Genomic DNA, 25,649 nt, shown 5'->3' on the forward strand with positions numbered 1-25,649 from the left:
CGCCGCTCATCGCTGTCGCCCTCCCCGCTTCTCGATCGCCAGGCCCGCCGCCTGGCCGCACGCCATGACCACCCCGGACTACCGCTCCACGCTGAACCTGCCCGAGACCTCCTTCCCGATGCGCGGCGACCTGCCCAAGCGCGAGCCGGGCTGGATCCAGGAATGGGAGGAACATGGCGTCTACAAGAAGCTGCGCGACGCGCGCTGCGGCAAGCCGAAGTTCGTGCTGCACGACGGCCCGCCCTATGCGAACGGCCAGATCCACATGGGCCACGCGGTCAACAAGATCCTGAAGGACATGGTCGTCAAGGCGCGCCAGTTGGCGGGCTTCGATGCCGGCTACATCCCCGGCTGGGACTGCCACGGCCTGCCCATCGAGAACCAGATCGAGAAGACCTTCGGCCGCGGCCTGCCGCGCGACGAAGTGCAGGCCAAGAGCCGCGCCTATGCGGCCCAGCAGATCGAGCAGCAGCGCGCCGACTTCAAGCGCCTCGGCGTGCTGGGCGAATGGGACCGGCCCTACAAGACGATGGACTTCGGCAACGAGGCCGGTGAGATCCGAGTGCTGAAGCGCCTGTTCGAGCGCGGCTTCGTCTACCGCGGCCTCAAGCCGGTCTACTGGTGCTTCGACTGCGGCTCCTCGCTGGCCGAGTTCGAGATCGAGTACGCCGACAAGCAGTCGCCGGCCGTCGACGTGGCCTTCCTGAGCGCCGAGCCGACCAGGCTCGCGGCGGCCTTCGGCGTCGCCCCGCTGGCCAAGGATGCCTTCACCGTCATCTGGACGACCACGCCGTGGACCATCCCGGCCAACCAGGCGCTCAACCTCAACCCCGAGCTGCCCTATGCGCTGGTCGACACGCCCAAGGGCTATTTCGTCGTCGCCGAGGCGCTGGTGGAGAAGTGCCTGGCGCGCTGGCAACTGGAAGGCAGCGTCGTGGCCGTCGTGCCGGGTCGCAAGCTGGAGCTGCTGAAGTTCAAGCACCCGCTGGCCCATGTGCACCCAGGCTATGACCGCGAAAGCCCGGTGTATCTCGCCGACTACGCAACCGCCGATGACGGCACCGGCGTCGTCCACTCCGCGCCCGCCTACGGCCTGGACGACTTCCAGTCCTGCGTCGCCCATGGCCTGGCCTTCGACGACATCCTGAACCCCGTGCAGGGCAACGGCACCTATGCCGCCGACCTGCCGCTGTTCGGCGGCCAGCACATCTGGAAGGCCAACGCCGCCATCGCGCAAACGCTGCTGGACAACGGACGGCTGCTGGCCCAGTCCAAGCTGACGCACAGCTACCCGCATTGCTGGCGCCACAAGTCGCCCGTCATCTACCGCGCCGCAGCCCAGTGGTTCGTGCGCATGGACGAGGGCGAGGGCCTGTTCACCGTCGACAAGGCGCCCGACACGCTGCGCCGGACGGCGCTGGCCGCCATCGAGGCGACGAGCTTCTATCCCGAGAACGGCCGTGCCCGCCTGCACGACATGATCTCCGGCCGGCCCGACTGGTGCATCTCGCGCCAGCGCTCCTGGGGCGTGCCGCTGCCCGTCTTCCTGCACAAGGACACGGGCGAAGCCCACCCGAACACGCTGGAGTTCATCGAACGTGCCGCCCAGCTCGTCGAGCAAGGCGGCGTGGAGGCCTGGGCTCAGCTGGACGCCCGCGAATGGCTGGGCGACGAGGCCGTGCAGTACACCAAGGGCAACGACATCCTGGACGTCTGGTTCGACTCCGGCTCGACCTTCCAGCATGTGCTCAAGGGCAGCCATGCCGGCGCCGCCCACGAGACCGGCCCCGAGGCCGACCTCTACCTCGAAGGCCATGACCAGCATCGCGGCTGGTTCCACAGCTCGCTGCTGCTGTCCTGCGCAGTTCAGGGCCGGGCGCCCTACCGCGGCCTGCTGACCCACGGCTTCACCGTGGACAGCCAGGGCCGCAAGATGAGCAAGTCGCTGGGCAACGGCATCCAGCCGCAAGAGGTCAGCCAGAAGCTGGGCGCCGAGATCATCCGGCTGTGGGTTGCGGCTTCGGACTATTCCGGAGACATCGCCGGTGACGACAAGATCCTCGCCCGCGTCGTCGACGGTTACCGCCGCATCCGCAACACGCTGCGTTTCCTGCTGGCCAACGTCAGCGACTTCGATCCCGCCACGGACACCGTCGTGCCCGCTGAACTGCTGGAGGTGGACCGCTATGCGCTGGCCCGCGCGGCCGAGCTGCAGGCCGACATCCTGGCCCACTTCGAGCGCTACGAGTTCCATCCGGTCGTCGCCAAGCTGCAGGTCTACTGCTCCGAGGACCTGGGCGCCTTCTATCTGGACGTGCTGAAGGACCGTCTCTACACGACCGCGCCCAAGTCGCTGGCGCGCCGCTCGGCCCAGACGGCCCTGTGGCAGATCACCCAGGCCATGCTGCGCTGGATGGCGCCCTTCCTGAGCTTCACGGCCGAGGAGGCCTGGAAGATCTTTGCCGCCAAGAAGGCCGGCGAGAGCATCTTCACGGAGACCTACTGGGACTTCGGCGCCACCGATGCGGGCCTGATCGCGAAGTGGAACCGCATCCACGAGATCCGCGACGAGGTCAACAAGGCCATCGAGGCCGTGCGCGTGACCGGCGCCGTCGGCGCCTCGCTGCAGGCCGAGCTGACGCTGCAGGTCAACGAACAGGACGAGGCCCTGCTGCGCAGCCTGGGCGAAGACCTGCGCTTCGTCTTCATCACTTCCGCGGTCAAGCTGGTGTCCGCCACCGACCTGGGTGTCGTCGTCACGCCCAGCGCCCACGCCAAATGCGAGCGCTGCTGGCATTACCGTGCCGACGTGGGCAGCGTTGCCGCTCACCCGACGCTGTGCGGGCGTTGTGACAGCAACCTGTACGGTGCGGGCGAGACCCGCACCGTCGCCTGAGCCGGATCAGGGGAAGGCCGGGACGTTGGGTTCCCTGCCTTCAAAATGCGCCTCGGGATGGGTACGGTGGAGCAGCCGCTCGATCTCGCTCACCCGGGTGCGCGGCACATCGACGATGAGCAGGTAGTGCCCATCACCTATGGCCTGATCGAAGCGTTTCAGGCGCCGGCTCGGCGTCGAGCTGCCGATCATGCTGGCCGACCAGGTGCCCAGCATGGCGCCCACCGCGGCCAGTCCGATGACCAGCGCCGCGGGCGAGGCCGGGCCGAAGGCGAAGGCCGCCGCCACGCCGCCCGCCGCGCCCAGGCCCGAGCCAATCAGCGCCCCGTACTGCGCCGCCTCGACAAGGTCGGAGGTCTGCAGCACGTTGGCCGCATGCAGTCCCTCCATGGGCGCGCCCTCGGCAGCCACGAAATGGATGTAGTGCTCCGTGATGCGGGCGAGCAACAGCTCGTCCATCGTCCGCCGTGCACTGCCCAGGTCGGGCAGCAGCCAGTAGATGCGCTTTCGCATGGCTTCCTCCAATGGGAAGAGAGAGTCTTGCTTCTACCCCGCTTCGCCCCCGCCCACAAGCCCGGGGCCGGTGGCAAGTTACATTGACGCCCCGCGCATCGCGACCCGACCCATGCCCTCTCGTTCATCCTCCTCTACCGGCCTGACGGCCTGGCTGCTGATCGCCGCCGTCATCATCGTGGCCGACCAGTTCACCAAGATCCTGATCCTCGGCGCCTTCCGGCTGGGCGATGTGCATCCTGTCACCGGTTTTTTCAACCTTGTGCGCGCCCACAACTACGGCGCTGCTTTCAGCTTCCTGCACGGCGCCTCCGGCTGGCAGCGCTGGTTCTTCCTCGCGCTGGGTCTGGCCGCGGCCGGCTTCATCGTCTGGATGTTGCGCCGCCACGGCCACCAGAAGCTGTTTTCCTGTGCGCTGACGCTGATCCTTGGCGGCGCCCTGGGCAACGTCATCGACCGGGCCATCCACGGCTATGTCGTCGACTTCATCCAGGTTCATGCCGGCGGCTGGTATTTCCCCGCCTTCAACGTCGCAGACAGTGCGATCACCATCGGTGCCATCCTGTTGGTCCTCGATGAATTGCGCCGTGTCCGACGCACCTGAGCCGCCCTCACAGCATTACACGCCCTACGTTCCCGAGCCCGCCGTCGAGCTCGGCCCGCCGCTGCAGCACCTGCCCCTGTCGGCGCCGCTGCGCTGGCTGAGGCTGGGCTGGGCCGACCTGCGGCGCGCACCGGGCATAGGCACCTTCTTCGGCACCTGCTTCGCGCTGATGGGCCTGGCCGTGCTGGCCGTGTTCCGTCATGCCCCCATCTACACGCTGGTGCTGTGCGCCGGCTTCCTGCTGCTGGGGCCGCTGCTGTGCCTGGGCCTCTACCAAGTCAGCCTGCGCCTGGAGCGGCAAGAACGGCCCAGCATCGAGGACTCGCTGGGTGCCTGGCTGGCCAACGTCCGGCAGATCGCGATTTTCGGCTTCATGCTGCTCATCCTGGAGATGCTGTGGGGGCGCGCGGCCCTGGTCGTCTTCGCCGTCAGCTTCGACGGCATGCCGGACTTCGCCGGCTCGCTGCGGCAACTGCTCAATCCCCACAACCTGGGCTTCATCGTCGCCTACCTGGCCGTCGCCGCCGTCTTCGCCGGCCTGATCTTCGCCATCAGCGTCATCGCCATGCCATTGCTGCTGGACCGCGACACCGACGCCGTCACCGCCGCCCTGGCCAGCCTCAAGCTCTGCCTGACACAGCCCCTGGTCATGCTGTTCTGGGGGCTGCTCGTGACGGTGCTGATCGTGGGGGCCATGCTGCCGTACTTCGTCGGCCTCGTCGTCGTCGGCCCCTGGCTGGGCCATGCCAGCTGGCATGCCTACCGCGCCGCCATGGGCCCGCCCGGCGCGTGTTAGCGCAGTAGTTCACGCGCCTTCGCCGCGCCGAACGGTGACAATCGCGCGCCGCTTCCCGCCCCCCATGCTCCTCGACTTCGCCAGCCTGAGCCACTACGACTGGCTCGACGTCCCCCTGTGGGTCTTCGACCCCGAGCACCAGCGCAACCTCTGGGCCAATGCCGCAGCCCTGCGGTTCTGGCATGCGGACAGCGCTGAGGAGTTCCTGTCGCGTGACTTCTCCGAGCACGGCGAGACCGTGCGGGAACGCCTGGCCGTCACGGCGGCCGACCATGCCCAGGGCAAGATCGTCCGCGAGCAGTGGACCCTCTACCCCAAGGGCGAGCCGACGACGGTGATGCTGGTCTCGCGCGGCATACGCACGCCCGAACGCCGCCAGGTCATGCTGTTCGCGGCCGACTCGCTCGGCGGCGGCGCCGACCTCTCCATGCTGCGCGGCGTCGAGGCGCTGCAGCACACCTCCGTGCGCATCGCCGTGTTCGGCCTGCTGGGCGCGAGCACTGGCGAACTGCTGATGCGCAACCCCGCAGCGGCCCTCACCTTCGGCGATACGCAGCCACCCGCTGGCGGCAGCGAGTTCACCCGCCTGTTCGCCCACGCCCACGACGCCGACAGCATCCTGCGCCGCGTGCTGCGCGGCGAGACCTGCCGCCAGGACGTCGAGCTGCAGACCCTGAGCGGACTTTGCTGGCATGCGCTGGACGCCCGCCCCATGCGCGACCCCGTCACCGGCGATACCGTCATGCTCTTCAACGCGCGTGACATCGCCGACCTCAAGGCCAGCCAGGTTGCCCTCGTCGCCGCGCGCGAGGCGGCCGAGACCGCCAGCCAGGCCAAGAGCTCCTTCCTGGCCAACATGAGCCACGAGATCCGCACGCCGATGAACGGCGTGCTGGGCCTGACCGAGCTCGTGCTGCAGACCGAGCTCGACGAGCGCCAGCACCGCTTCATCAGCATGGCCCACCAGTCCGCCAAGGGGCTGATGACCATCATCAACGACTTGCTGGACGTGGCCAAGATCGAGGCCGGGCGCATCGTCATCGAGGAAACGCCGTTCAGCCTGCACGACTGCCTGGGCGAGGCGCTGCAGCCGCTGCTGCTGCAGGCCCATGAAAAACACATCCGCCTGCACACCCGCGTGCAGCCCGGCGTGCCGTCCTGGATCGTGGGCGATGCGCTGCGCCTGCGCCAGGTGCTCATCAACCTGGTCGGCAATGCGCTGAAGTTCACCGAGCATGGCGACGTGCGCATAGAGATCGCGCTGGCGGAGGTGAGGGAGGACGACCCGCCCGCGCGGCTGCGCCTGCGCGGCTCCGTGGTGGATACCGGCATCGGCATGACGCGTGACCAGATCGCGCAGATCTTCGACCCCTTCACGCAGGCCGACGGCAGCATCACGCGGCGCTACGGCGGCACCGGCCTGGGCCTGACCATCGTGCAGCGCCTGGTGGCGCTGATGGGCGGCAGTGTGGACGTCGAGAGCGAGCCCGGCGTCGGCTCCTCTTTCAACTTCGAGGTCGTGCTGCGCCGCGTCATCTGAGAATCCGGGTTAGGGCCGCGTTTTCGCACCTCTGTCATCGCCGCGATGACATACTCAGTCGCAACGTTTGCCACCGAGGTCGTCCATGCTGCTCAAGCCCGCCCTGGTCTCTGCCGCGCTGCTGCTCGCCAGCACCCTTGCTGCCGCCGCCACGCCGATCACGCTGACCTCCAACGGTCCCAACCAGTGGTCCGGCAGCTTCTCCGCCGCCAGCACCGGCGCCAACACCTTCACGCTGGATCTCTCCAGCCTGTCGGGCTGGACGGCCATCGACCTGAACGCCGTCATCACCGCCAACTTCGCGGGCGGCAGCGGCTTCGACGTCACCGGCGTCACCTTTGACGGCAATACCTTCACGCCCGATGTCAACCTGACCCTGCCCGGCGGCATCGGCCTCGACGCCTGGACCTACACGGCCAGCAACCTGACGCCCAGTCTGCACACGCTGGTCGTCACCGGCAACCTGATCGGCGGCACGGTCGGCTTCACCGGCTCGCTCAACATCCAGGCCCAGCCGGTGCCCGAGCCCGAAAGCTATGCGCTGATGCTGCTGGGCCTCGCCGCCGTCGGTGCCATCGCGCGCCGCCGCAGCAGCCGCTGACCGGCGGCAGTCGCTCTGACCCAGGCCGGCCATGCGCCGGCCTGGCCGTTTTCAGGGCCGCAGTATGGCGCTGCCGGTCAGCCGGCGGGCTTCCAGATCGCGGTGCGCCTCGGCCACCTCGGCCAGTGCGTAGCGCTTGTCGATGCGGATCTTGACCTGGCCGCTGGACACCATGCCGAAGAGCTCGTCGCCCATGGCCTGCGCGGCCTCCTGCGTCGCGATATGGGTGAAGAGGGTGGGCCGCGTCACGTAGACCGACCCCTTGGCCGCGAGCGTGCCGATGTTGATCGGCGCCACCGGCCCCGAGGCCGCGCCGAAGCTGGCCAGCAGGCCAAAGGGCGCCAGGCAGTTCAGCGAGCCCTCCCAGGTGTCCGCGCCCACCGAGTCGTAGACCACCTTCACGCCGCGGCCGCCGGTGATGTCGCGCACCCGCGCCGCGAAATCCTCGCTGCGGTAGTTGATCGCATGCGCTGCGCCGCTCTGCAGCGCAAGCTGGCATTTCTCGGCGCTGCCCGCGGTGCCGATCAGTTGCAGGCCCAACGCTCGAGCCCATTGGCAGGCGATCAGGCCCACACCCCCGGCCGCCGCGTGGAAGAGCACGAAGTCGCCCGCCCGCAGCCCGCCCTGGGGCAGGGTCTTGCGCAGCAGGTACTGCACCGTCAGCCCCTTGAGCATCATGGCCGCCCCGGTCTCGAAGTCGATGGCATCAGGCAGCTTGAGCACGGCCTTGGCCGGCATCACGCGCGCCGTCGCATAGGCGCCCGGCGGCTGGCTGGCATAGGCCGCGCGGTCGCCCGCCTTCAGGTGGGTCACGCCCTCTCCAACCGCCTCCACGACGCCCGCGCCCTCCATGCCCAGCCGCGCCGGCAGCGGCAGCGGGTAGCTGCCGTTGCGGTGGTAGACATCGATGTAGTTGAGCCCGCAGGCCTCGTGGCGGATGCGGATCTCGCCCGGCCCGGGCGCGCCGACCTCCACGTCCACCAGCTTCATCTGCTCCGGCCCGCCCGGGGCGTCAATCACCACGGCCTTCTCATTCATCACGGCGCTCCTTGTTGCGTTGTCGGCTATCGTGCCAGCCCTTTGCCCCGCGCGCGCCGCCCGATGAAGCTGACCCCACGCCTCGCCCTGCTGTTGACGCTGCCGCCCCTGCTGTGGGCCGGCAATGCGGTCGTCGGCCGGCTGGTGCGCGACGACATCCCGCCGATGGCGCTGAACGGGCTGCGCTGGCTGCTGGCCTTCGCGCTGCTCGCGCCGCTGGCGCGCCGGCTGCTGACCCGCCCCGGCGACGCGCTAAGGCGCTGGCGCGGCCTGGCCTGGCTGGGTTTCCTCGGCATGGGCTGCTACAACGCGCTGCAATACCTGGCCCTGCACACCTCGTCGCCGCTGAACGTCACGCTGATCACGGCCAGCATGCCGGTCTGGATGCTGGGCGTGGGCGCCGTCTGCTACGGAGTCAGGCCGCGGCGGCGCCAGTTGGCCGGCGCAGCGCTGTCGCTGGCCGGCGTGGCGGTCGTCATTGCGCGTGGCGACCCCGCGGCACTGCTGGCCGTGCATTTCGTGCCTGGAGACCTGCTGATGCTGGTGGCCATCTTCACCTGGGCCGTCTACTCCTGGATGCTGGCGCGTCCGGCGCCGGGGCTGCGCCCCGGCGAACGACCGGACTGGAACTGGGCCGAGGCGCTGATGGCCCAGCTGATGTTCGGCGTCGTCTTCTCGGGCGTGGCGGCCGGTGCGGAGCAGTTCGTCGCGCCGGCGGCCATCCACTGGAGTCCCACCCTCGTCGCGGTGCTGGCCTATGTCGCCATCGGCCCCTCGCTGATCGCCTACCGCTGCTGGGGCCTGGGCGTAGCCGAGGCCGGGCCGGCGCTGGCCGGCTTCTTCGTCAACCTCACCCCGGTGTTCGCGGCCGTCATCTCGGCCGCCCTGCTGGGCCTGGCGCCAGCCTGGTACCACGGCGTGGCCTTCGCGCTGATCGCCGCGGGCATCCTGGTCTCGTCGCGCTGATGCGGGTGCTGCACGCCGACGACCGTCTGGTCGTCATCGACAAGCCGGCAGGCCTGCTCAGCGTGCCGGGGCGTACCGAGCCCGACTGTGCCAGCGCCCGCGTGCAGGCGCTCTTCGCCGACGCGCTGATCGTGCATCGCCTCGACCAGGCCACCTCCGGCCTGCTGCTGTTCGCCCGCGGCGTCGAGGCCCAGCGCGAGCTCAGCGCCGACTTCGCCGAGCGCCGCGTCGGCAAGGTCTACATCGCCGTCGTCGCAGGCCACCTGGAAGGCGAAGGTCACATCGACCTCCCGCTGGCGGCGGACTGGCCCAACCGGCCGCGCCAGCAGGTTGACCATACACGCGGCAAACCGTCGCAGACGCGCTGGCGCGCGCTGGCCCATGAGGGCGGGCACACCCGCGTCGCGCTGGAGCCGCTGACCGGCCGCAGCCACCAACTGCGCGTCCACATGGCTGCGCTGGGCCATGCCATCCTTGGCGACACGCTGTATGCCCCGCCCGCCATCGCCGCCGCCAGCCCGCGCCTGCTGCTGCATGCCAGCGAGTTGCGCGTCGCCGGCCACCACTTCCTCTGCCCTCCGGAGTTCTGAATGCACCTCTACATCGTCACCGGCAGCTCCCGCGGCCTGGGAGCCGCCCTCGCCCGGCAGCTCGCGCAGCCCGATCACACCGTCATCGGCATCGCCCGCCAGCCCAATCCGGCGCTGGATGCCGAGCAATGGGCGCTGGACCTGGCCGACCCGCTGCCCGCCGCCGAGCGCCTGCAGGCCTGGTTGCGCGCCCACACGGGCTGGCACGGCGCCACGCTGATCAACAACGCGGCGCTGCTCAGCGATCCCGGCCCGCTGGCGGGCTCCGACCTCGCCGGCCTATCCGCCGCCATGCGCGTCGGCCTGGAGGCGCCCGCGCTGCTGAGCCGCGTCTTCCTGGCCGAGACGACGGACGTGCCCACGCGCCGCATCCTCAACATCTCGTCCGGCCTGGGCCGGCGCGCGATGGCCGGCAGCGCGGCGTATTGCGCCGTGAAGGCCGGGCTGGACCATCTGAGCCGGGCGCTGGCGCTGGAGGAACCGGGCGTGGGCATCGTGTCGCTGGCCCCTGGCGTCATCGACACCGACATGCAGGTGCAGCTGCGCGGCGCCGATCCCGGCCGCTTCCCCGAGCAGACCCGCTTCCAGGGTCTGAAGGACGGCGGCCAGTTGCAGACCGCCGAGGCCACTGCGGCGGCCATTGTTCGGTTTATGTTGCGGCCAGACTTCGGAAAAACCATAGTCGCCGACATTCGAGAAGCTTGAAAATCATGCAACGAGCCACTATCTCTGGCTCGTTCCCTTACTTTCTCCGGAGACTCCGCTTGAATCGCATCCTTGCCGTGAGCCTGGCCACACTGCTAGCCCTCGCCCTGCCCGCCCATGACGCCGAGGCCAAGCGCCTGGGCAGCGGTGGCATCAAGCGCAGCACGCCCGCCCAGACCACACCGAACACGCCTCCGGCCCAGCAGCCCGCCGCGCCTCAGCAGGCCGCCCCGGCCAAGCCCGTCACGCCACAGCAGGCCGGCGCCGCGGCGCCGGCTCCCAAGCGCTCCTGGCTGGGCCCCATCGCCGGCCTGGCCGCCGGCCTGGGTCTGGCAGCGTTGGCCAGCCACCTCGGCTTCGGTGGCGAGCTGGCCAGCATCATGACCATGGTCTTGCTGGGCCTGGTGGCGCTGTTCGTCATCCGCTTCCTGATGCGCCGCTTCGCCGCGCCGAAGGCGCCGCAGCTGGCCAGCGCCAACGGCATGGCCTTCGATGCGCAGCCCCAGCCCGCCCAACCGGCATGGCAGCCTCAGCCCGCATCCTCCGCGGCACCTGTGGCAGCGGCCGCCGCAACGGGTGTTGCGGCCGCCTCGGTACCGGCCGACTTCGACGCCGCCGGCTTTGAGAAGATCGCCAAGCAGGTGTTCATCCGCCTGCAGGCCGCCAACGACGCCGGCGACCAGGCCGACCTGCGCCGCTTCACGACGCCGCAGATGTACGCCAGCATCCAGCAGGAGCTGCTGGAGCGCGGCGGCAAGGCCCAGCGCACCGAGGTGCTGCAACTGGACGCCAGCGTCGTGGACGTCGCGACGGAGGATGGTCAGCAGATCGTCTCCGTGCGCTTCTGGGGCCTGGTGCGCGAAGCCAGCGATCAGGCTGCCGGCGACTTCGACGAGATCTGGCATCTGGCCAAGTCCGGCGAGGGCTGGCTGATCGCCGGCATCCAGCAGAGCGCATGACGGAAGTCACAGCGGGTTAGACCCGAGTCCAACCCGGTCGAGAATGGGCGCTTTGAGCGCCCATTTGCTTTTGAGCATCCTATGACCCGTCTCCGTTCCTCCCTCTGCGCGATTGGCACCGCCCTGCTGGCCGCCTGCGCCGCGCCGACCGCACCGACCGCGGTCGTCGCACCGAATGCCAACCTGCTCGCCCAGGGCATCCCGCCCGTGCCCCAGAGCCTGGCCGACGCGATAGTCCGCTACAACGACTTCCGCGGGCATACGTTCGCCGATTGGCATCCGACCCAGCGCGAGATGCTGGTCAGCCATCGCAAGGCAGGCGCCAACACGGCGCAGATCTTCCGCGTGACGACCCCGCTGACCGACGGTGAGCAGCTGACCGACGGCGTCGACCCGGTCACGCGCGCCAGCTACGAGCCGCGCCTGGGCCAGTACATCGTCTTCGAGCGCGCCACGGGCGGCAACGAGGTGGGCCAGATCTATCGTCTGGCGCTGGACCAGGCCGGCGCCCAGCCGGTGCTGCTGACCAGCCCCGACGAGCGCCACGCCATCAACACCTGGCTGCGCAAGAGCGGCCAGCTGATCTATTCGTCCGTGCCCATCGACCGCACCGCCCAGGGCGGCACGCGCAGCAAGATCGCGACGACGCTGTGGCTGATGGACCCCGCCAAGCCGGAAGGCCGCCGCAAGCTCGCCGAGCTGGATGGCGGCGGCTGGGCCGCGGGTCGGCCCTCGCCGGACGAGCGCCTGGTGACGCTGACGCGCTACCTGTCGGCGAATGAATCGCAGATCTGGATGCTGGACATCGCCAGCGGCGTGGCCAAGCAGATTGCGCCGGCCGTCGGCAGCCAGGAGGCCCAGGCCACCTATTCGCCGGCCGGCTGGGCACCCGATGGCCGCTGGCTGTGGATCGCAAGCGATCGCGCCGGCGAGTTCCGCGAGCTGATGAAGCTGGACCTCGCCAGCGGCCGCATCGACCGCGTCAGCAGCCACATCCCCTGGGACGTCAGTGGCGTCACGCTGACCGACGACGGCACCAAGCTGGCTGCGCAGTTCAACGTCGACGGTCGCGACGAGCTGCACTTCTTCGACGCGGCGACGGCCAAGGAACTGCCTGCCCCGGCCACCCTGCCCAACGGCAACGTCGGCACGGCCTCCTTCCACCGCGACCGCGGTGAGCTGGCCTTCTCGATCAGCAACGCCCAGGGCCCCAGCCAGATCTATTCGCTGGGCACGGACGGCCAGGTCCAGCAATGGACCCGTGCTGCCGCCGCCCCCGGCATGGACACCTCGGGCTTCAGCGAGCAGAAGATCGTGCGCTGGAAGAGCTTCGACGGCACGACCATCTCCGGCCTGCTGACGGCGCCGCCCAAGAAGTTCGCCGGCAAGCGCCCGGTGCTGATCTCCATCCACGGTGGCCCCGAGTCGCAGGCCAGCTTCGGCTTCCTGGGGCGCAACGCCTACTTTGTGCAGGAACTGGGCATGGCGCTGATCCAGCCCAACGTGCGCGGCTCCAGCGGCTATGGCAAGAGCTTCCTGGCCATGGACAACGGCTTCAAGCGAGAGGACTCGGTCAAGGACATCGGCGCCCTGCTTGACTGGATCGCCACCCAGCCCGACCTCGACGCCTCCCGCGTGCTGGTCATGGGCGGCAGCTACGGCGGCTATATGACGCTGGCCGTGTCGACGCATTACGCGGACCGCATCGCCGGCTCAATCGACGTCGTCGGCATCTCGCACTTCGTGACCTTCCTGAACAACACCGAGAGCTACCGCCGCGACCTGCGGCGCGTGGAGTACGGCGACGAGCGCGACCCGGCGATGCGGGCGCACCTGGAGAAGATCTCGCCGCTGACCAATGCGGCCAAGATCAAGAAGCCGCTGTTCGTCGTCCAGGGCAAGAACGACCCGCGCGTGCCCTATACCGAGGCCGAGCAGATCGTCGCGACGGTGCGCCAGGGCGGCACGCCGGTCTGGTATCTGCGCGCCGACAACGAGGGCCATGGCTTCCAGAAGAAGGACAACCAGGACTACCAGTTCTATGCGACCGTGCTGTTCCTGCAGCAGACCGTGCTGAAGTAAGGCCTTCCCAGGCCCCTGCACAGGCCAGGCATCCGGCAAGGGTGCCTGGCCTTTTTGTCGGCCGTTCCCCTTCGGCGGGACCGTACGGCGGCGCCGAAGGCCGGCGCTCAGCCGACCAGATTGGCCAGCGTCAGCAGCGCCAGCAGCAGCATCCACAGCACCACCGAGCGCCAGACCAGGCCGACGACGCTCTGCAGATGGCCCAGTTGCGGCAGCGCACCGGCCGTCGAGCCCGCAGCGCCGGTGGCGTCCGGCTCGGAGCCTGCGTCGAAGGTCTTGCTGCGATCCGGCGTGATGCCGGGCGCGGCCGCGCCGCCCAGCTGCAGGCCCACGGCACCGGCCGCAGACGCGAGGATGATGCCCTCGTTGGGATGCAGCCAGAGGCTGGCATCGCGGCGCCAGCCGTTCACTGCCTCCTCGAAGTTGCCGACGATGGCGAAGCCCGTCGCCGTGAGCCGCGCGGGCAGGTGGTCTATCCACGTGAAAGCCTGGCGCGACAGGGCCAGCAGGCGCGTGTTGGTGGGCGCATCCAGCGTGCGGCTCTTGAAGGCCCAGTAGCGGCCGGCGAACTCGGCCATGCGGTAGACCACCGCGCCGGCAGGCCCCAGGCCCAGCGTCGAGCAGACGATGAACCAGAAGAACACACCGAAGACATGGCGGTGCGCGGCCAGCAGCGAATGCTCGATGACATGGCGGATCAGCTCGGTGCGCGGCAGCTCGCTCGCGTCCAGATGGCGCCACTCGGCCAGCAACTGGCGCGCGGTGGCGTCGTCGCCGCGCTCCAGCGCGTCGCGGATGTCCGTGAAGTAGTGGCTGAACTGGCGGAAGCCCAGCGTCATGTACAGGACCAGCACGTCCATTCCCAGCGCCAGCAGCAGGCTGAAATGGCGCAGGGCCAGGAAGACCAGCGCGACGACCAGGCCCGGCACGAGCACGGTGATGGACCAGACGACGAGGGCATGGTGCTCGTCGCCGGCATCGAAGTTGCGTCCCGTCCAGCGCACCCAGGCGATGACCGACTGGTGCACCCGGTTGCCATGTCTCAAGGGCTTCAGTTGCTCACACAACAGGGCCAGCAGCACCGCGAAGAAATTCATGGGCGCGGATGATAGTGCCCGGGTCAGGCGCTGCTCAGCAAACGGTAGAGGTTGCGCAACATCGCGGCCGTCGCGCCCCAGATGAAGTACTCGCGCTGGGGGCCCTGCCAGGGCATGGACAGGAAGCGCCGCTCGGCCCCGGCGAACTCGAAGCGGTGGTGGCGGTGATGGGCAGGATCCATCAGCCAGTCCAGCGGCACCTCGAAGGCCTCAGCGACCTCGACATCGTCGAGTCGCAGCGTGAAGCCGGGTTCGACGAGGGCCACGACCGGCGTGACCTGGAAGGCCGTCACGGTCGAGTAGAGCGGCAGTTGGCCGATGACCTCGATGTAGCGGCGCGACAGGCCGATCTCCTCCTCGGTCTCGCGCAGCGCGGTCGCCACGGGACCGTCGTCCTCGGGCTCGACGCGACCGCCGGGGAAGCTGATCTGGCCGGCATGGTCGCGCAGATGGTCGGTGCGGCGCGTCAGCAACAGCTTCAGCCCCGCCTCATGCTGGACGAGCGGCACCAGCACGGCGGCATTGGCGGGCGGACGATCCGAGAACAATCCGCCGTCGCCGACGTATTCGGGCGTCCAGCCCGACGAGGCCTGCAGTCGATTGCGAACGGCCGCGGCAGTCAGGGCCTGGGGTGGCAGGGCCGGCAGGTCGCTGTCGGTGCGCGTGACGGGCACCAGTTGGGGCTGGGTGATGACGGGGCGTTTCATGGCGACAAAGACAAAAGCCGCCGTGAGCGTAGGCCCAGGGCGGCTTGAGTGCAGCAAGCGTGCTGCTTAGGCCAGCTTTTCCTTGATGCGGGCCGACTTGCCCGAACGCTCACGGAGGTAGTACAGCTTGGCGCGGCGGACGTCACCGCGACGCTTGACTTCGATCGACGCGATCAGCGGGCTGTAGAGCTGGAAAGTACGCTCGACGCCTTCGCCGCTGGAGATCTTGCGGACGATGAAGCTGCTGTTCAGGCCGCGGTTGCGCTTGGCGATGACGACGCCTTCGTAGGCCTGCACGCGCTTGCGGCTGCCTTCAACGACGTTGACGCTGACGATCACGGTGTCGCCGGGGGCGAAGGCCGGGATGGTCTTGTTCAGGCGAGCAATTTCTTCTTGCTCGAGGGTTTGGATCAGGTCCATCTGTACTCCTAGGGATCTTGGCGGACCGCTATTTATCGGTTGGGTTTGCAGCCGAAGGTCCGTAAAGACCTTCAGTCCACTCGACCCGCCAGAGGATCGGACAGCCCGCAAGTATAGCCCGGGATCACGGGTTTTGCCTAGATTTGGCCAGGAAGGCCTCGTCGGCCTTGCTCAGGAGGCCGGCCGCGCGGGCCGCTGCAATCAGATCGGGCCGCCGGGCAGCCGTCAGCGCCAGCGACTGCTCGCGGCGCCAGCGCCGGATGTCGGCGTGATGGCCGGAGAGCAGCACCGCCGGCACCTCGCGGCCGTCGGGCAGGACCTCGGGGCGGCTGTAGTGCGGGCAGTCCAGCAGGCCGTCGGAAAAACTGTCCTGCTGGTGCGACTTGGCATCACCCAGCACACCGTCCTGCAGCCGAGCGACGGCGTCCAGCAGCGCCAGCGCGGGCAACTCGCCACCCGACAGCACGAAGTCGCCCAGACTGAGCTCCAGCGTCACATGGCGGTCCAGCACGCGCTGGTCTATGCCCTCGTAGCGCCCGCACAGCAGGATGGCGCCCGGGCCGGCGGCCAGCGCCTGCACGCGGGACTGGTCGATACGGGCGCCAGTGGGCGTGAAATGGATGACGGCGGGCGCCGCCTCGCCGCGGTCCGCCTTGACGGCCGCCAGGGCCTTCTCCAGCGGCTCTGCCAGCATGACCATGCCGGGACCGCCACCGTAGGTGCGGTCGTCGACGCGGCGATAGTTGTCCTCGGCGAAATCGCGCAGCGGCCACAGTCGCACGTCGACCTGGCGGCTCTCGAAGGCGCGCCGCGTGACGCCATGCGTCAGATGCGGCGCGAAGAGCTCCGGAAAGATCGTCAGGACGTCGAAGCGCATGGCAGCGGCGTCAGTAGTCCACGCCCCAGTCGACGCGGATCTGGCGCTCCGCCAGGCTGACGTCGTCGACGAAGGCCTCGACGAAGGGGATCAGGCGCTCCTGGTCCGGCTTGGCCGGCTCGGCGACGCCGGGCGGCAGGATGCGCAGCACGGCATGCGCCCCGGTGTCGATGAGGCCGATGACGCGACCAAGGGCCTGGCCCTCGCGGTTGACGACGTCCAGGCCGATGAGATCGACCCAGTAGTACTCGCCGTCGCCCGTGCGCGGGAAATCGGCGCGCGAGACCCACAGTTCCCAGCCACGCAGCGCCTCGGCGCCATTGCGGTCGGCGATGCCCTCGGCGCTGGCGACGATGCCCTCGCCATGCTCGCGCACGGACAGCACCGTCAGCATCTGCCGACCCGGCTTGGGGGCGTCGCTCTTCAGGAACCAATGCTTGGCGTTGAAAAGGGCGTCGCCCTGGTTGGAATAGGCCTGCACCTTGAACCAGCCCTTGACGCCCCAGGCGTCGAGGATGCGTCCGACCTGGATCAGGTCATCCGGCCAGGCGGCGTCAGAAGCAAAAGACGGCGCCGAAGCGCCGTCTTTCTGAGGCTTGTTGCCTGCCACGCCTGCTTAGGCGGCAGCGACGGCGGCCGTCTTGGCCTCGCCCACCAGGCGGGCGACGGTGGGCGACAGCTGGGCGCCGACGCCGATCCAGTAGCTCACGCGATCCTGCTGAACACGCAGCTTCTCGGCGGCGCCGGAGGCGACGGGGTTGTAGAAGCCGACGCGCTCGATGAAGCGGCCGTCACGGCGCTGGCGGCTGTTGGCCACGACGATGTTGTAGAAGGGGCGCTTCTTGGAGCCGCCGCGAGCCAGACGAATCACAACCATGATGTTTCCTAAAAATTGGGCGACCACCGCGCGAGGAGACACTCAGGGCGAGCAAGTCGAATAGCAGGAACCCCTGCCGGGGGCGGCACTGTAGATACGCCGCAGCCATCTGCGACCAGCACCAAACCCAGCATTATAAACTCGACGGAGTCCATTTCCAGCAGTTTCCCAAGACTTCCGATGTCACAGCCCTCCCCTGCCGCCCAGCCGCTGACGATACGCCCCAGCACCGACACCGACCTGGCCGCCATCCAGGCCATCTATGCCCAGGCCGTGCGGGAGGGCACCGGCACCTTCGAGACCGAGGTGCCCGGCATCGATGAGATGGGCCGGCGCCGCACGGAGGTGCTGGGCCGCAACCTGCCCTGGCTGGTCGCCGAGCGCGACGGCCAGGTGCTGGGCTATGCCTACGCCAACTACTTCCGCCCCCGGATGGCCTACCGCTTCTGCGTCGAGGACTCGATCTATCTTGCCCCGGCCGCCCAGGGCCAGGGCGTGGGCCGGCTGCTGCTGGCCGAGCTGATGGCCCGCTGCGAGGCCGCTGGCGCACGCCAGATGCTGGCCGTCATCGGCGACGCGGCCAATGCCGGCTCGGTCGGCGTGCATACGGCGCTGGGCTTCCAGCACACCGGCCTGCTGAAGAGCGCCGGCTGGAAGTTCGGCCGCTGGCTGGACGTCGTGCTGATGCAGCGCACGCTGGGCCTGGGCGACAGCGTGGCGGCCGAATGAGCGCCGCCGTCAAGCACAAGGCCGTCGCGACCTGGCTGGCCCTGCTGGTGGGCGTCTTCGGCCTGCACCGCTTCTACCTGCACGGGCCGAAGGACCGCTGGGCCTGGGCCTTCCCGCTGCCAACGCTGCTGGGCCTGATCGGCCTGCAGCGCATGGACCACCTGGGGCAGGACGACCGGCTGGCCTGGGTGCTGATCCCGCTGCTGGGCATCAGCCTCGTCGCCGCCCTGCTCGGCGGCATCCTCTACGGCCTGACGCCGGACGAGCGCTGGAACGAACGCTTCAACGCCGGCCGCCCCGCCTCGACGGGCGGCTGGCCCGCCGTCATCGGCGTCGTGCTCTGCCTCTTCATCGGCGGCACGACGCTGATGGCGACCATCGCCTTCAGCGCCCAGCGCTATTTCGAGTCCCAGGTCGGTCAGTAGAGGGCAAAGCTGATCCAGTAGCAGATGCCGGCCACCAGCGCGGCGGCCGGGATCGTGAAGATCCAGGCCCAGACGATGCTGCCGGCCACGCCCCAGCGCACGGCTGAGGGGCGCTGCACCGAACCCACGCCGACGATGGCGCCGGTGATGGTGTGCGTGGTGGACACCGGCACGCCCAGCGCCGTCGCCAGGAACAGCGTGATGGCCCCGCCGGTCTCGGCGCAGAAGCCGCCCACCGGCTTGAGCTTGGTGATGCGCTGGCCCATGGTCTGCACGATGCGCCAGCCCCCGAACATCGTACCCAGGCCGATGGCGATGTAGCAGGCGCCTATGACCCAGGTCGGCGGGGCATGGTCGCCGACGCCCACCATGCCCGCGGCGATCAGCAGCATCCAGATCAGGCCGATGGTCTTCTGCGCATCGTTGCCGCCATGGCCCAGGCTGTACAGACCCGCCGACACGAGCTGCAGGCGCCGGAACCAGCGGTCTATGCGCAGCGGCGACTTGTGCCGGCAGACCCAGGACACGATGACCATCATCAGCGAGCCCAGCAGATAGCCCAGCAGCGGCGAGATGACGATGAAGGCGACGGTCTTCCAGATGCCCGCGGCGACCAGCGCCTTCGTGCCGGCCTTGGCCACGACCGCACCCGCGATGCCGCCGATCAGCGCATGCGAGGAGCTCGACGGGATGCCCCACCACCAGGTGATGGCGTTCCACGCGATGGCGCCTATCAGCGCGCCGAAGACGACATGGTGGTCGACGACGCCGGGCTCGACGATGCCCTTGCCTATCGTCGCCGCGACCTTGAGCTGGAAGAAGGCGACGGCGACGACGTTGAAGAAAGCGGCGAACAGCACGGCCTGCTGGGGCTTGAGCACGCCGGTGGAAACGACGGTGGCGATGGAGTTGGCCGCGTCGTGGAAACCGTTCATGAAGTCGAACAGCAGGGCCAGCACGACGAGCAGGGCCACCACCCAGAAGGCGATCTCAGCGGATGCCATCGGTGCGCCGGATCAGGAATTCTCGAGGACGATGCCCTCGATCAGATTGGCTACGTCCTCGCAGCGGTCGGAAATGGATTCCAGTTGCTCGTAGATCGCCTTGAGCTTGATGAGCTCACGCACGTCGGCCTCCTCGCGGAACAGGCGCGACATGGCCGCGCGCATGACGCGGTCGGCATCGGACTCCAGGCGGTCGATCTCCTCGCAGGTCTTCAGCGCCGCCTCGGTCGTGGCCGGCTTGCTGAGGTTGGGCAGCAGCGTGACGGCGTGCTGCACGCGCTCGCAGCAGCGCACGGACAGCGTGGCAAGCTGCAGCACCTGCTCGGGCACGACACGCACGTCGTACAGGGACAGCGTCTCGGACGAGTCCTGCAGCAGGTCGAGGATGTCGTCCATCGCGTTGATCAGGCTGTGGATCTGCTCGCGGTCGATGGGCGTGATGAAGGTGCGGTGCAGCAGGCGGTTCACCTCGGCGGTGACACGGTCGGCGGCATGCTCGGCCTTGTCGACCTCGTCCGCGTACTGCTGGCGCAGCGCCGGGCTGGCGTAGTTCTCGATCATCTTCTGGAAGGCGCGTGCGCCCTCCAGGATGAAGCTGCCGTGCTCGTTGAACAGCTCAAAAAAATTGCCCTCGCGGGGCAGTAGCTTGCCAAACAGCATGGCCATCCTTGGATTTCTTGAAGGCGCGCAGTTTAGCGGGCACCGTCATGGAATCGTCATCAAACCGACCGGAAGATGAGGTACCCAGCCTCGGTCGAACACGCCCCACCCAGGGGAACTCCGGCTTCGACAGCTCGCCCATGCGCAGAGCCGAAGGGCACGAAGGCGGCCGGTCCGAAGCCCGCGCCATGACCAATGCAACCGGCTTGCCGGCGAAGATCGAGAACAGCGGCCAAGGGCCGCCCCGGGTCAGACGGAGAGCGGACCGAGGCGCTCGATGCGCTGCACCTGCCAGCCAGCGCCGACGGCCAGGTGGACCAGCTCGGGCGCGACCTCGAGCAGCGGCCGCAGCACGAAGGCGCGCTCGCCCATGCGGGGGTGAGGCAGCGTCAGCCGCGGGGTATCCAGGACCAGATCGGCATAGAGCAGCAGATCCAGATCCAGCGTGCGCGGGGCATTGCGATACGGACGCTCGCGGCCATGCAACTGCTCGATGGCCTGCAGCGCGTCCAGCAGCTCGATGGGCGAGAGGGCAGTGTCCAGCGCCGCGACGGCGTTCAGAAAGTCCGGGCCGCCGGCATCCACCGGAGCGCTGCGCCAGACGCTGGACAGGGCGGCGACCTGCGTTCCCGGTAGGACCGCCAGGCGCAACGCCGCCTGCGTCAATGTCGCTGAGAGATCGGCGCCGAGGTTGGCACCGAGGCCGACATAGGCGCGCGCAGTCACTCGGCGCTGGAGACGGGCGCCGCGGCGCCCTCCCCGCCTCCGCCCGGCTTGCGGCGACGCCGGCGGCGCTTCTTGGCGGGTGCGTCACCGGCGTCCCGCTCGGCCGTCTCGGCGGCAGGAGTCTCAGGCCGCGGCGCACGCACGGCGCGGGGCGCCTTCTGCTGGGCCGTGCGGGCGTCGGCCAGCAGCGCCTGGCGGTCTTCGTCACTGCCCAACGCGAAGTCTTCCCACCAATCGGCCAGCGAGGCGTCGATCTCGCCGACATCGGCGCGCAGGCGCAGGAAATCGAAACCGGCGCGATAGCGCGGCTGCTCGATGAGGCTGAACACGCCCGAGCCCGAACGACGTTCGAAGCGGGTCTGCATCATCCAGATCTCGCGCATGTCGGCGGCCAGCTTGCCGCGGCCGGAGATGTCGCCGATGCGGGCGTCGAAGACGGCGTCGATGGCCTGGGCCAGCGCCGGCACGGGCGGCTCGCCGGCGTTGCGGATCCTGGTCCAGCGGTCCAGCACCTCGTGCCAGAGCATGCAGGCGAGCATGAAGCTGGGGCTGACGCCACGGCCCTCGTTGACTCGGCGATCAGTGTCCTCGAAGGCCTGGCGCACGAAGTCGCCGCGGATGCCGTCGGGCAGGTCGCCGCCGTCGGTCAGCATCGCGTCCAGCACGGCGAAGACGCCGCGGCCCAACCCCAGTTTCTTCAGCTGCGCGAGGCTGGCCAGCGAGTGGCCGGTCTGCAGCAGCTTGATCATCTCGTCGAACAGTCGCGAGGCCGGCACGTTGGCCAGCAGCGCGGACGAGGCCTTGACCGGTGCCAGGGTCTTCTTCTCCAGCTCGAAGCCCAGCTTGGCCGCGAAGCGCACGGCACGGATGATGCGGACGGGGTCCTCGCGGTAGCGGGTCTCGGGGTCACCGATCATGCGCAACAGCTTGGCCTTGGCGTCGGCCAGGCCGCCGTGGTAGTCCACGACGAGGCGGCGCTGCGGGTCGTAATACATCGCGTTGACCGTGAAGTCGCGGCGGGCGGCGTCCTCGATCTGAGGGCCCCAGACGTTGTCGCGCAGCACACGACCGCTGGCGTCCACGGCATGCTGCTTGCCGTCAAGCTCGGCCTTGGCGGTCTTCTCGTTGCCGGCGACGGACTCGGACTCGGTGGGCAGCGCGCGGAAGGTCGAGACCTCGATGACCTCATGCTCGCGGCCACGGCCGTAGACGACATGGACGATGCGAAAGCGCCGGCCGATGATGAAGGCGCGGCGGAACAGGCCCTTGACCTGCTCGGGCGTCGCATTGGTGGCGACGTCGAAGTCCTTGGGCCGCATGCCCAGCAGCAGGTCGCGCACCGCCCCGCCGACGATGTAGGCCTCGAAGCCGGCGTCGGTCAGCGTCTTGACGACCTTGACGGCACGCTCGTCGAGCAGCTCGGGATTGATGCCGTGAATCTCGGCGGGGACCTCGACCCGCTTGCCGAGCGGGCTGGTCTTCCTGGAGGCCGCGTCGGCGGGCTTGCCGAGCAGTTTGTCGATGAACTTCTTGATCATGCGAAGAGGTGCAGCTGGGGCCAGCCGCGCGCGCTGGCGACGGCGGCGAGCGACGGGCTGGGATTGGTCGCCACCGGGTGGCTGACGCGTTCGAGCAGGGGCAAGTCGTTGGTCGAGTCGCTGTAGAAGCTCACGCGCTCGAAATCACGCCATTGTGCCCCCAGGCCCTGCAGCCAGTTCTCGACGCGCGCGATCTTGCCCTCGCGAAAGCTCGGGATGCCGTCGATCTCGCCGCTGTAGCGACCTTGCACATCGCGCTTCAGGTCGACGGCGATCAGGTGCTCGATACCGAAGGACTGGGCGATGGGCTCGGTGACGAAGACGTTGGTGGCCGTGACGATGGCCATCAGGTCGCCGGCCGCCCGGTGCCGCTCGACCAGCGCCACGGCCTCGGGCCGCAGCGCCGGGCGCATGACCTCGGCCATGAAGCGCTCGCGCATCGCCAGCGCTTCGTCCAGCGGTCGGGCGCGCCAGGCCGAGGTGGCGAAATCGATGTAGGCAGCCAGGTCCAGCGTGCCGGCGTTGTACTGGGCGAAGAACTCGTCGTTGCGCGCCCCCCAGTCCGCGCCGTCCACCCAGCCCACCTCCACCATGAAGCCGCCGAAGGCGTGGTCGGAGTCCACCGGGATCAAGGTCCCGTCGAGATCGAACAGCGTGAGATTCATAGTGTGGGGTCGGTGTCGATTTTCTCGTCGGCCAGCATGGCCTTCAACAGCGGCAGCGTCAGTGCCCGCTTGTTGGCCAGCGCGAATTCGTCCAGGCGCTCCAGCAAGGCCATCAAGCCCTTGAGGTTGCGCTCGAAGCGCGTCAGCAGATAGGACAGCACCTCGTCGCCGAGCAGCAGGCCGCGGCGGTCGGCCTCGCGGCGCAGCACGGCGCGCATCTCGGCCTCGCGCAGCGGCTCCAGTGCAAAGCTGGGCCCCCATCCGAGGCGGGTGCGCAAGTCCTCGCGCACGGCCAGGTCGACGGCCGGCGCGTCGGCCGTCGCGACGACGGTATAGCCCTGCCCCGCCGAGGCGACGAAGAGCGCGAAGGCCGCATGCTGCTGGCCGGCGTCGAAGCGCTGGCAGTCGTCCAGCAGCAGCAGGCTCTCGTGGGCGGGCAGCTCCCAGGGCAAGGCGGTGTCGGCGTCATACCAGGCGACGCGCTGGCCGGCGGCCTGCCAGCGCTCGGCCAGGCCTTGCAGCAGATGGGTCTTGCCCGAGCCCGCAGGCCCCCACAGCAGCGCCGGCGGGTCGCCGGGCATCAGACCCGTCAGGTAGGCCAGGGCCTCGGCGTTCGCGCCGGGCAGGAAGTTGTCGAAGCTGTGCGCGGGCGGGGCAAGCAGCGCGAGGGGAATCTGTCGCATCAAGTGAACAGCGAGCTCGAGAGATAGGCCCGGTGCAGCCGGCGCGCCGCGACGGCCGCGACGGCCGACAGCGGCAGCGCGATCAGCACGCCAACGAAGCCCAGCAGATGGCCGAAGGCCAGCAGCGCGAAAATGACCATCAACGGACTCATGCCGATGCGCTCGCCGACGAAGCGCGGCGTCAGCACGAAGCTCTCCAGCAGCTGGCCGATGCCGAAGACGACGGCCACGGCCGCGACGCCGTAGAAGCTGCCGAACTGCAGCAGGCCGGCAAGCAGCGCGAGCAGCAGGCCCAGGCCGAAGCCCAGGTAGGGGATGAAGACGGCCAGGCCCGTGAAGACGCCGATGGGCAGGGCCAGGTCGAAGCGCGCCAGGGCCAGTCCCGTGCTGTAGAAGACGGCGAGCGCCCCCATGACGAGCAACTGGCCGCGCAGGTACTGGCCCAGCGTCGCGTCGCAGTCCTGCAGGAAGCTGCCGACCGACTCGCGCGCCGACGGCGGCACCAGGCGCCTCGCGCGCTCGATCAGGCCGGGCCAGTCGTCCAGCAGGTAGAAGAGCACGACCGGAAGCAGCACGGCATTGCCGACGAAGGCGAGCAGGAAGCTGCCGCCGATGCGGGCCGAACTCAGCACCGTGGCGAGCCATTCCTCGAGGTTGGCGTCCAGATACTTCAGCACGAAGGCCTTGATGCTGGCCGGGTCGAGCTGCAGGTAGATGCCGTACTGGGCCAGCCAGGGCGAGACCCTGTCGTTGGCGGCCTTGGCCAGTACCGGGATCTGCTCGCGCAGGGCCGGCAGCTCCTTGCTCAGGATGGGCAGCACGAGCAGCAGCAGGGCCAGAAGCGCGAGTGCGAACAGCAGCTCCACGATCAACACGGCCAGCGAGCGCGGCACGCGGCGGTCGACAAGGGTCTGCACGGCGGGCGCCAGCGCATAGGCCAGCACCATGGCCGCGATGAAGGGCGCCAGCACGGGCGCCAGCAGCCACAGCAGCAGGAGGCCGGCGATAGCGACAGCGCCCCAGGTCAGGGCGGTGCGTTGATGCTTGCTGAGCTTCATCATGGGTGGTGGGAGCAAGGGCGCGGATTGTTACTGAAGCGGCGGGGGCCGCAGACCAGTCAGTACGGCCAGGCGAGCTCGCAGCTCCGCGGCGTCCGGCGCCCCGTCGCCCTGCTCGGCCAGATAGAAGGCCAGGTCGTCCGCCGCCGCGGCCGCGTTGCCCAGCGCATCCAGCACCAGGCCGCGGTCGCGCCGCTCGACCGCATCGCCCGGCAGCAGCACGACGAGGCGCTGCTGCACTGCCAGCAGGCGCGGCCAGTCGCGGGCGGCGCGATGCACCTCCTTCAGGTTGCGCAGCATGCGGGCCAGGATCTGGCGCGGCGTCGCGGCGCGCAGGAAGAACTCCAGCGGCAGATCCAGATCCGCCGGCAGCCCGCTGCCATGGCGGTAGACGGCCAGGCGCTCGTCCAGGCGCGAGGCCGACAGCACTTCGCCCGTGAAGGGGTCGATGACGACTTCGCCCAGCCCCATGCGGCATTTGACGAGGAAATGCCCCGGAAAGGCCACGCCCGCCGCGCGCAGGCCGGCCTGCTCGGCCAGTTCCAGCAGCAGCACGGCCAGCGTGATGGGGATGCCCCGCCGCGTCTCGAGCACGCGATGGACGAAGCTGTTGTCGGGTGCGTAGTAGTTGTTCAGGTTGCCAGCAAAGCCCAGCTCGCCGTGGAAGAAGCGCGTCAGCAGGCGCAGCCGCTCGGCCGGCACGGTCTCGGGCGTGATGCGCTCGCGCAGTCGGCGCGCCAGGCCATCCACCTGGGCCAGCACGGCCTGCACGTCCAGCCCCGGCTCCTCATCCTGGGCAAGGCTGACGGCGGCCTCCAGCAGGTTCAGGCTCGCGTCCTCCGCCACCAGCGTGGCGAAGTAGTCCAGCGGAGTCGGGGCCGCGTACTTCATGG

General features: G+C 69.2%; 28 protein-coding genes. 12 read left to right on the plus strand and 16 right to left on the minus strand.

The annotated features are described in order from the left end of the window. Window positions 1–64 precede the first annotated feature (64 nt). Complete coding sequence (gene ileS, locus JOY88_RS16920; RefSeq protein WP_293503798.1) at window positions 65–2,896, plus strand: isoleucine--tRNA ligase; 2,832 nt, start codon at window positions 65–67, stop codon at window positions 2,894–2,896. Between the two features lie 6 nt (window positions 2,897–2,902). Here the strand turns inward: ileS and JOY88_RS16925 are convergent, their stop codons facing one another. Continuing rightward, a complete protein-coding gene (locus JOY88_RS16925; protein ID WP_293503799.1) occupies window positions 2,903–3,409 on the minus strand; it encodes a DUF1269 domain-containing protein in 507 nt (168 codons plus the stop codon). 112 nt (window positions 3,410–3,521) lie between these two features. On the opposite strand from JOY88_RS16925, the gene lspA reads away from it, so the two are divergent. The 4 genes from lspA to JOY88_RS16945 all read left to right on the plus strand — a co-directional run bounded on the left by lspA (window position 3,522) and on the right by JOY88_RS16945 (window position 6,950). Beyond that, entirely contained in the window at window positions 3,522–4,013 is a 492-nt protein-coding gene (gene lspA / locus JOY88_RS16930) for a signal peptidase II (protein WP_293503800.1), read from the plus strand. Next, complete coding sequence (locus JOY88_RS16935; RefSeq protein WP_293503801.1) at window positions 3,997–4,809, plus strand: DUF2189 domain-containing protein; 813 nt, start codon at window positions 3,997–3,999, stop codon at window positions 4,807–4,809. Before lspA ends, JOY88_RS16935 begins: the two co-directional genes overlap by 17 nt. A 64-nt stretch (window positions 4,810–4,873) precedes the next feature. Further along, the gene (locus tag JOY88_RS16940) at window positions 4,874–6,349 is read left to right on the plus strand and encodes an ATP-binding protein (RefSeq protein WP_293503802.1); all 1,476 of its coding nucleotides are present in this window, start codon (window positions 4,874–4,876) and stop codon (window positions 6,347–6,349) included. An 85-nt stretch (window positions 6,350–6,434) separates the two neighbouring features. Then, window positions 6,435–6,950, plus strand: a complete 516-nt coding sequence (locus JOY88_RS16945; protein WP_293503803.1) for an FxDxF family PEP-CTERM protein — start codon at window positions 6,435–6,437, stop codon at window positions 6,948–6,950. A 51-nt stretch (window positions 6,951–7,001) separates the two neighbouring features. On the opposite strand, the gene JOY88_RS16950 is transcribed toward JOY88_RS16945, so the two are convergent. Beyond that, complete coding sequence (locus JOY88_RS16950) at window positions 7,002–7,988, minus strand: quinone oxidoreductase family protein (RefSeq protein ID WP_293503804.1); 987 nt, start codon at window positions 7,986–7,988, stop codon at window positions 7,002–7,004. Between the two features lie 63 nt (window positions 7,989–8,051). Here JOY88_RS16950 and JOY88_RS16955 point away from each other — a divergent pair, with 63 nt between their 5' ends. From JOY88_RS16955 to JOY88_RS16975, 5 genes are all read left to right on the plus strand, one after another. After that, window positions 8,052–8,954 (plus strand): DMT family transporter, encoded by a 903-nt coding sequence (locus tag JOY88_RS16955; protein WP_293503805.1) that lies wholly within the window; start codon window positions 8,052–8,054, stop codon window positions 8,952–8,954. Beyond that, a complete protein-coding gene (locus JOY88_RS16960) occupies window positions 8,954–9,544 on the plus strand; it encodes an RluA family pseudouridine synthase (protein WP_293503806.1) in 591 nt (196 codons plus the stop codon). The genes JOY88_RS16955 and JOY88_RS16960 overlap by 1 nt, the downstream gene beginning before the upstream one ends. Then, window positions 9,545–10,249 (plus strand): SDR family NAD(P)-dependent oxidoreductase, encoded by a 705-nt coding sequence (locus tag JOY88_RS16965; RefSeq protein ID WP_293503807.1) that lies wholly within the window; start codon window positions 9,545–9,547, stop codon window positions 10,247–10,249. It begins immediately after the preceding gene. Between the two features lie 59 nt (window positions 10,250–10,308). Beyond that, a complete protein-coding gene (locus tag JOY88_RS16970; RefSeq protein WP_293503808.1) occupies window positions 10,309–11,208 on the plus strand; it encodes a Tim44 domain-containing protein in 900 nt (299 codons plus the stop codon). Window positions 11,209–11,289: 81 nt separating this feature from the next. Further along, window positions 11,290–13,290 (plus strand): prolyl oligopeptidase family serine peptidase, encoded by a 2,001-nt coding sequence (locus JOY88_RS16975; protein ID WP_293503809.1) that lies wholly within the window; start codon window positions 11,290–11,292, stop codon window positions 13,288–13,290. 107 nt (window positions 13,291–13,397) lie between these two features. Here the strand turns inward: JOY88_RS16975 and JOY88_RS16980 are convergent, their stop codons facing one another. The 6 genes from JOY88_RS16980 to rpsP form a co-directional block, all read right to left on the minus strand. Further along, the gene (locus JOY88_RS16980) at window positions 13,398–14,387 is read right to left on the minus strand and encodes a CobD/CbiB family protein (protein ID WP_293503810.1); all 990 of its coding nucleotides are present in this window, start codon (window positions 14,385–14,387) and stop codon (window positions 13,398–13,400) included. Between the two features lie 23 nt (window positions 14,388–14,410). After that, window positions 14,411–15,094 (minus strand): CoA pyrophosphatase, encoded by a 684-nt coding sequence (locus tag JOY88_RS16985; protein WP_293503811.1) that lies wholly within the window; start codon window positions 15,092–15,094, stop codon window positions 14,411–14,413. A gap of 66 nt (window positions 15,095–15,160) precedes the next feature. Further along, complete coding sequence (gene rplS, locus JOY88_RS16990; protein ID WP_195793304.1) at window positions 15,161–15,514, minus strand: 50S ribosomal protein L19; 354 nt, start codon at window positions 15,512–15,514, stop codon at window positions 15,161–15,163. A 124-nt stretch (window positions 15,515–15,638) separates the two neighbouring features. Continuing rightward, window positions 15,639–16,391: a tRNA (guanosine(37)-N1)-methyltransferase TrmD gene (gene trmD / locus JOY88_RS16995; protein WP_293503812.1), complete on the minus strand. Its 753-nt coding sequence runs from the start codon at window positions 16,389–16,391 to the stop codon at window positions 15,639–15,641. Between the two features lie 10 nt (window positions 16,392–16,401). Continuing rightward, window positions 16,402–17,001 (minus strand): ribosome maturation factor RimM, encoded by a 600-nt coding sequence (gene rimM, locus JOY88_RS17000; protein ID WP_293503813.1) that lies wholly within the window; start codon window positions 16,999–17,001, stop codon window positions 16,402–16,404. Between the two features lie 6 nt (window positions 17,002–17,007). After that, complete coding sequence (gene rpsP, locus JOY88_RS17005; protein WP_293503814.1) at window positions 17,008–17,268, minus strand: 30S ribosomal protein S16; 261 nt, start codon at window positions 17,266–17,268, stop codon at window positions 17,008–17,010. A gap of 180 nt (window positions 17,269–17,448) precedes the next feature. Between rpsP and JOY88_RS17010 the strand changes: the two genes are divergently transcribed. Further along, window positions 17,449–17,997, plus strand: coding sequence for a GNAT family N-acetyltransferase (locus JOY88_RS17010; protein ID WP_293503815.1), 549 nt, complete (start codon window positions 17,449–17,451; stop codon window positions 17,995–17,997). Then, a complete protein-coding gene (locus tag JOY88_RS17015) occupies window positions 17,994–18,422 on the plus strand; it encodes an NINE protein (protein ID WP_293503816.1) in 429 nt (142 codons plus the stop codon). Before JOY88_RS17010 ends, JOY88_RS17015 begins: the two co-directional genes overlap by 4 nt. Here the strand turns inward: JOY88_RS17015 and JOY88_RS17020 are convergent. From JOY88_RS17020 to JOY88_RS17055, 8 genes are all read right to left on the minus strand, one after another. Next, the gene (locus JOY88_RS17020; protein WP_293503817.1) at window positions 18,416–19,426 is read right to left on the minus strand and encodes an inorganic phosphate transporter; all 1,011 of its coding nucleotides are present in this window, start codon (window positions 19,424–19,426) and stop codon (window positions 18,416–18,418) included. The two genes, JOY88_RS17015 and JOY88_RS17020, sit on opposite strands and share 7 nt — an antisense overlap. A gap of 12 nt (window positions 19,427–19,438) precedes the next feature. Further along, a complete protein-coding gene (locus JOY88_RS17025; protein WP_293503988.1) occupies window positions 19,439–20,086 on the minus strand; it encodes a DUF47 domain-containing protein in 648 nt (215 codons plus the stop codon). A 249-nt stretch (window positions 20,087–20,335) separates the two neighbouring features. Beyond that, on the minus strand, window positions 20,336–20,812 hold the full coding sequence (folK, locus tag JOY88_RS17030) for a 2-amino-4-hydroxy-6-hydroxymethyldihydropteridine diphosphokinase (RefSeq protein ID WP_293503818.1): 477 nt from the start codon (window positions 20,810–20,812) through the stop codon (window positions 20,336–20,338). After that, window positions 20,809–22,350 (minus strand): polynucleotide adenylyltransferase PcnB, encoded by a 1,542-nt coding sequence (gene pcnB / locus JOY88_RS17035; protein WP_293503819.1) that lies wholly within the window; start codon window positions 22,348–22,350, stop codon window positions 20,809–20,811. Before pcnB ends, folK begins: the two co-directional genes overlap by 4 nt. Further along, window positions 22,347–23,015, minus strand: coding sequence for a histidinol-phosphatase (locus JOY88_RS17040; RefSeq protein WP_293503820.1), 669 nt, complete (start codon window positions 23,013–23,015; stop codon window positions 22,347–22,349). Before JOY88_RS17040 ends, pcnB begins: the two co-directional genes overlap by 4 nt. Next, window positions 23,012–23,698, minus strand: a complete 687-nt coding sequence (locus JOY88_RS17045; RefSeq protein WP_293503821.1) for an HdaA/DnaA family protein — start codon at window positions 23,696–23,698, stop codon at window positions 23,012–23,014. The genes JOY88_RS17040 and JOY88_RS17045 overlap by 4 nt, the downstream gene beginning before the upstream one ends. After that, the gene (locus JOY88_RS17050) at window positions 23,698–24,756 is read right to left on the minus strand and encodes an AI-2E family transporter (protein ID WP_293503989.1); all 1,059 of its coding nucleotides are present in this window, start codon (window positions 24,754–24,756) and stop codon (window positions 23,698–23,700) included. Before JOY88_RS17050 ends, JOY88_RS17045 begins: the two co-directional genes overlap by 1 nt. Before the next feature lie 30 nt (window positions 24,757–24,786). Beyond that, entirely contained in the window at window positions 24,787–25,647 is an 861-nt protein-coding gene (locus tag JOY88_RS17055; protein WP_293503822.1) for a SirB1 family protein, read from the minus strand. Window positions 25,648–25,649 lie beyond the last annotated feature (2 nt).

The sequence above is a fragment of the Roseateles sp. genome, from assembly GCF_019237615.1.
Taxonomy (GTDB): Bacteria; Pseudomonadota; Gammaproteobacteria; order Burkholderiales; family Burkholderiaceae_C; genus Pelomonas.

Bases quoted from the DNA above. Each gene is read 5' to 3' on its own strand.
- ileS (WP_293503798.1), top strand. From the start codon at position 65: ATGACCACCCCGGACTACCGCTCCACGCTGAACCTGCCCGAGACCTCC.
- JOY88_RS16925 (WP_293503799.1), bottom strand. From the start codon at position 3,409: ATGCGAAAGCGCATCTACTGGCTGCTGCCCGACCTGGGCAGTGCACGG.
- lspA (WP_293503800.1), top strand. From the start codon at position 3,522: ATGCCCTCTCGTTCATCCTCCTCTACCGGCCTGACGGCCTGGCTGCTG.
- JOY88_RS16940 (WP_293503802.1), top strand. From the start codon at position 4,874: ATGCTCCTCGACTTCGCCAGCCTGAGCCACTACGACTGGCTCGACGTC.
- JOY88_RS16945 (WP_293503803.1), top strand. From the start codon at position 6,435: ATGCTGCTCAAGCCCGCCCTGGTCTCTGCCGCGCTGCTGCTCGCCAGC.
- JOY88_RS16950 (WP_293503804.1), bottom strand. From the start codon at position 7,988: ATGAATGAGAAGGCCGTGGTGATTGACGCCCCGGGCGGGCCGGAGCAG.
- JOY88_RS16955 (WP_293503805.1), top strand. From the start codon at position 8,052: ATGAAGCTGACCCCACGCCTCGCCCTGCTGTTGACGCTGCCGCCCCTG.
- JOY88_RS16960 (WP_293503806.1), top strand. From the start codon at position 8,954: ATGCGGGTGCTGCACGCCGACGACCGTCTGGTCGTCATCGACAAGCCG.
- JOY88_RS16965 (WP_293503807.1), top strand. From the start codon at position 9,545: ATGCACCTCTACATCGTCACCGGCAGCTCCCGCGGCCTGGGAGCCGCC.
- JOY88_RS16975 (WP_293503809.1), top strand. From the start codon at position 11,290: ATGACCCGTCTCCGTTCCTCCCTCTGCGCGATTGGCACCGCCCTGCTG.
- JOY88_RS16980 (WP_293503810.1), bottom strand. From the start codon at position 14,387: ATGAATTTCTTCGCGGTGCTGCTGGCCCTGTTGTGTGAGCAACTGAAG.
- JOY88_RS16985 (WP_293503811.1), bottom strand. From the start codon at position 15,094: ATGAAACGCCCCGTCATCACCCAGCCCCAACTGGTGCCCGTCACGCGC.
- rplS (WP_195793304.1), bottom strand. From the start codon at position 15,514: ATGGACCTGATCCAAACCCTCGAGCAAGAAGAAATTGCTCGCCTGAAC.
- trmD (WP_293503812.1), bottom strand. From the start codon at position 16,391: ATGCGCTTCGACGTCCTGACGATCTTTCCGGAGCTCTTCGCGCCGCAT.
- rpsP (WP_293503814.1), bottom strand. From the start codon at position 17,268: ATGGTTGTGATTCGTCTGGCTCGCGGCGGCTCCAAGAAGCGCCCCTTC.
- JOY88_RS17010 (WP_293503815.1), top strand. From the start codon at position 17,449: ATGTCACAGCCCTCCCCTGCCGCCCAGCCGCTGACGATACGCCCCAGC.
- JOY88_RS17015 (WP_293503816.1), top strand. From the start codon at position 17,994: ATGAGCGCCGCCGTCAAGCACAAGGCCGTCGCGACCTGGCTGGCCCTG.
- JOY88_RS17020 (WP_293503817.1), bottom strand. From the start codon at position 19,426: ATGGCATCCGCTGAGATCGCCTTCTGGGTGGTGGCCCTGCTCGTCGTG.
- JOY88_RS17025 (WP_293503988.1), bottom strand. From the start codon at position 20,086: ATGCTGTTTGGCAAGCTACTGCCCCGCGAGGGCAATTTTTTTGAGCTG.
- pcnB (WP_293503819.1), bottom strand. From the start codon at position 22,350: ATGATCAAGAAGTTCATCGACAAACTGCTCGGCAAGCCCGCCGACGCG.
- JOY88_RS17040 (WP_293503820.1), bottom strand. From the start codon at position 23,015: ATGAATCTCACGCTGTTCGATCTCGACGGGACCTTGATCCCGGTGGAC.
- JOY88_RS17045 (WP_293503821.1), bottom strand. From the start codon at position 23,698: ATGCGACAGATTCCCCTCGCGCTGCTTGCCCCGCCCGCGCACAGCTTC.
- JOY88_RS17050 (WP_293503989.1), bottom strand. From the start codon at position 24,756: ATGAAGCTCAGCAAGCATCAACGCACCGCCCTGACCTGGGGCGCTGTC.
- JOY88_RS17055 (WP_293503822.1), bottom strand. From the start codon at position 25,647: ATGAAGTACGCGGCCCCGACTCCGCTGGACTACTTCGCCACGCTGGTG.